The sequence below is a fragment of the Candidatus Zixiibacteriota bacterium genome (genome assembly GCA_020853795.1).
Classification (GTDB): Bacteria; Zixibacteria; MSB-5A5; order CAIYYT01; family CAIYYT01; genus JADJGC01.
In genome coordinates, this window is record JADYYF010000054.1 from 1 (window position 1) to 4,260 (window position 4,260).

A 4,260-nucleotide genomic window follows, 5' to 3' on the forward strand; every position below is an offset into this window, starting at 1 on the left:
CCGGTGTGATCGATGCCGCCGGGAATCTGGAACCGGCCAATCCGGCAACAATCGGCGTCAAGATCGAGCGTGCATTCTATTCGCGCGTCCGATACGTCATCGTGCCGGAGGCGAATCTCGCGGCGGCGCGGGAACGATTGCGGGAGTTGACTGAGCGATATCCGCGCCGGCAATTGATCTTGATCGGCGCGAGCGCGCTGACCGATGTCATCGCAGATCACAATGTAGTGCGATCGCAGAAGGTCTGTATCGGTGATTTCGTAGCGCGGCGGGCGAGTCGACTCGCGCGCATGACTTCGGTACAGATTCCGTTGTTGTTGCTGGTGCTCTTTTTCCTGATGTGTCTGCTCTTCCCGAAGGTCAGCCCGTTCTTCCACTGGAATCCAGCTTCACTGCAAATCCGCGATACCAGGATCGTGGCGTTGAACGAAAAGGGACAAAGCGTGTGGACTCACGACTTCGGCTATCCCATGTTTGCCGATTCTCTGCAGTATTGCCTAGGCAATCTCGACCTTGATCCGGAGACAGAGGTTGTCTACATGCCGCGCACGGACATTGCAGTGCCGCAGACCGGCCAGCTTTTTGTATTCGATGACGACGGGACGTTGCTGTTCCAGCGCGACGGCTGGATTTCCCATGTTTATCCGACGGATAGCGTCCCCTCGGGGATCAATAAGAAGGAACCACGGCCGTTTCCCTATCTGGCGCGCTATCGGGGTGAGAGTGTGATCGTGACGATCATCAATGACATCTATCCAGCCCGCGGCTATATCAAGTTCTGGAACAAGACGGGCGACTTACTGGGATGGCTGATTTTCTCCGGAACGGCGTCGCTCTTTTGGGCCGAGGATCATGACTACGATGGCGTTGAGGAGTTTGCCTTCGTCGGCTTCTGCAACCGCATGGGTTGCCAGGCCTTTTTTGAAGTCGATCCACTCGGTTTGGCCGGCGTCTCACCGCCCTACTGGAACCGGGACATCGACCTGCGGTTCGTCCCGCGCGTGGAAAGCCAGCACTGGGTATTCCTGCTTCCGTCACGTGTCATGGAATTTTCAGGAGTGAGAGATTACCAGACCGGTGGCTCCGCTTCACATCAGGACAGCTGTCGTTTCAACTTTCAGACTCAGGAGGGACGACCAATGGATGGGCTCCAAGTCGACTACCAGATTGATTGCGACTTCCGCGTCCGGCAAGTACTCTTCAGCGATTCCTACGCCAAGAAATTCCGCCAATTGGTTGCCAGTGGGGACTTGCCGCCGGTCAGCCGCACCGAATGGGCCGATACGGTCCGCAATCTCGTCACCTATTATCGGGACGGACGGCTGGTGACCGAGGGGGAATTGCGCGCCGCTGAAGAAATATCCGCACAATAGTCCGTTTTTGTTTCCACACAATCGCCGTGTCGGAGCTATTCAGAATCTGTAAGGAGGCAGGAGACTTGGCGCGTGTCCAGGGAGGGATGGGCGCCCCGAGGTACGACTCCAGAAGTTCGAAAAGGCGGGGTATCCTTAGTGCTTCCGCGAGGGAGACCGAAGGAAACCAACACGCCGGCAGCGAGGACTTGCTGCCGGCAGTGTGTTCATGCCCCATGCCACTTAACTGACAACCAGCCGGAAGCCTTTGCCGTGAATGCCCATGATCGCGATCCGGTCGTCCTCCTTGAGATACTTCCGCAGTTTGGAGATAAAGACATCCATTGATCGGCCCGAAAAATAACTTTCGTCTCCCCAGACGGCGCGCAAGGCAACTTCACGTTCCAGCGTCTGATTCTTGTGCAAGCACAGCAGCCGCAGCAAGTCCGCCTCTTTCGGAGTTAGATGGTAGCTGGTGACTGGTGAAGCCAGGGTTTGCCGGGTGTAGTCGAAACGATAGCTGCCAATTTCGAATTCGGTCGGCAATTCCGGCTCGGGGACTGGTTTGCTGCGGCGCAACACGGCGTCGATGCGGAGCATCAACTCTTCCATGCTGAACGGCTTGGTGAGATAGTCGTCACAGCCGATTCTGAAGCCCTCGATCTTGTCTTCCTTGAGCGACTTGGCCGTCAGAAAAATCAACGGGGTCTGCTCGTCACGTCTGCGAACTTCCCGTGCAAAGCTGAAGCCATCGAGTTTGGGCATCATGACATCGACCAGGCAGAGGTCAAATCGGCGCGGCGTGAATTCCGCCAGTCCTTCCTGGCCATTCTTGCACAGGATGACCTCGAAGCCATTCATCTGCAGCTGCTCTTGCAGGATTAGACCCAAATTGGCGTCATCTTCGAGCAGCAGGACCTTACGGCGCATCGTCAGCCCCGCTTGCCAATTGTGCCAGGGGTAACGTAATCGTGACGGTGGTGCCTGACCCCGGCGCGCTGTCCAGAGCAATCTCGCCACCGTGAATTTCGACAATCAGCTTTACGTAGCTGAGGCCGAGGCCAAAACCCTTCACGTCGTGAATGTTCCCGGTCGGCACGCGATAATATTTTTCGAAAACGTGCTTGCGGTCCGCCTCGCTGATACCGATGCCGCGATCACTCACGGTGATTACCAGTTTGTCATCCCGATTTTGTGTGGCCACTTTGATCTCCGGCCGCTCGGGCGAATACTTGCCGGCATTGTCGAGCAGGTTGTTCAACACGTTAACCAGGTGGAGCGCATCGCCCGCCACGGTCGCCCGATCCGCCCGCAGTGCTGTGGCGATGCTCCCCTCGCGGTTTTCCACCTGCAAACTGATACTCTCAACCGCCTTGCTGATCAGCGCGTGCATGTCGACGGGGCTGCGCTTGAGCTCATAGTCCCCTTCCTCGAGCACCGCCATCTGCAGAATCTTCTCAACCTGCGTCCGCATGCGGAGGTTCTCGTGCATGATCATGCGGCCATAACGGGTGACCTTGTCGGGTTCAGCGATGACGTCCGGCCGCATCATGGCCTCGGCCGCCAGCGACACTGTCGAAATCGGCGTCTTGAATTCGTGCGTCATATTGTTGATGAAGTCGACGATACGCACGGCCAGTCGTTTCTGCGCCAGAATGATGCGCAGGGCGTAGGCAAAGATCAAGATGACGATCAGCGTGAACAAGATACTCAAGCTTAGCAGTGAGGCCATCTGGCGCCAGAGATACGTGGTTTGTTCCGGGAAATACACCACCAACTCGCTGCGCGCCGCCAGCAGATCGTGCGGAAACAGCCGGGTGCGAAAGACGGAACTCGGTAAGTCGCGCGAGTAGTTTGCCGGACGGGCAATACGCAGTGAATCGCTCAACCCGGAAGTTACGCCGAATTCATGGTCGAGATCGATGCCGGCCTCAGCCAGCGAGCGCTCGAGCAAAGCGCCCAGTTTATCACCATCCACGCGCGCTTCGATCGGCTCCAGTTCGGCGATCACGAGGTTACTGACAATGCGTCTAACGAAATCGCCTTTGGGACTCTGCGTGATCGCCGGCGAGAGCATCTGCACCGCCAAGCCGGCACCCCCTTGAAAGACCTGCGCCGTCGAGTCACTGCGGAAGACCCACATAAACTGGCCACGATCCAGATCCTGCCCCTGCAGGTCCACCTGGTAACTCCCCGGTGTGCGGAAAGTGTCCACCACCACCCGATTGCTTCCGTCGACGCGGTCATAGGCCTGGATGGTCACATGCTGCGGCGCAGTAACCTGATAGGTGAGCACGCCGTTCTTGACCGAGAGCGGCGAACCCGGCGGCAGTTCTTCAAAGGAGCCCGGGGCAGTGTCGCGTCCAAGAAGCATCGTCTCGATCCGCAGACTGTCGGACTGCGAGTGCGCCTCGTGTGAAACGAACAACTGGAATTGGCCGGCGGGGGATGTCTTTCCGGCAGCGCCCAACGCCCAGTCGGTGGTTTCGCCTGCTTCGAGCCGCTGCGCGACGGCACTTAGTGCGGCATAGACATTTTGGCGGAAGGCCTGATCCTTCTGCTCCATCGCCAGCCCCAGAAGGTAGACCTGCACCGAGATTAGTCCGATCAGTGAGATTGCCATCAGCAAGACGATCAATACAACGCGACGCCGCGAAAGATTCATGGTTTCGAATATACGGATTCAACTCCGTCGTACCAGCGCTCTTAACAGTTCTTAACAGTTGCTAACACTGATTAACTTCGCCGCCGGCAACCCGGCTGCTACCTTCCCGTACGAAAACCAACGACCACAGATTTCACAGAGAGGAGATAATGCTCATGAAGAGAATCACGTTGGAGATCGTCATAGCGCTGCTGCTCAGCCTCCTGCTGGGAATGATCCTGGACCGGACCGACGCTGCCGACG

3 protein-coding genes are annotated in these 4,260 nt (G+C 57.4%); 1 reads left to right on the top strand and 2 read right to left on the bottom strand.

What is annotated here, in order from left to right:
- On the top strand, window positions 1-1,373 hold a 1,373-nt coding region (locus IT585_03930; GenBank protein MCC6962380.1), incomplete at its 5' end, for a hypothetical protein.
- 222 nt (window positions 1,374-1,595) lie between these two features.
- Here the strand turns inward: IT585_03930 and IT585_03935 are convergent.
- Together IT585_03935 and IT585_03940 are read right to left on the bottom strand one after the other, a co-directional pair.
- The gene (locus IT585_03935) at window positions 1,596-2,282 is read right to left on the bottom strand and encodes a response regulator transcription factor (GenBank protein MCC6962381.1); all 687 of its coding nucleotides are present in this window, start codon (window positions 2,280-2,282) and stop codon (window positions 1,596-1,598) included.
- Window positions 2,272-3,975, bottom strand: a complete 1,704-nt coding sequence (locus tag IT585_03940) for a HAMP domain-containing histidine kinase (GenBank protein MCC6962382.1) — start codon at window positions 3,973-3,975, stop codon at window positions 2,272-2,274. Before IT585_03940 ends, IT585_03935 begins: the two co-directional genes overlap by 11 nt.
- Between the last annotated feature and the right edge of the window lie 285 nt (window positions 3,976-4,260).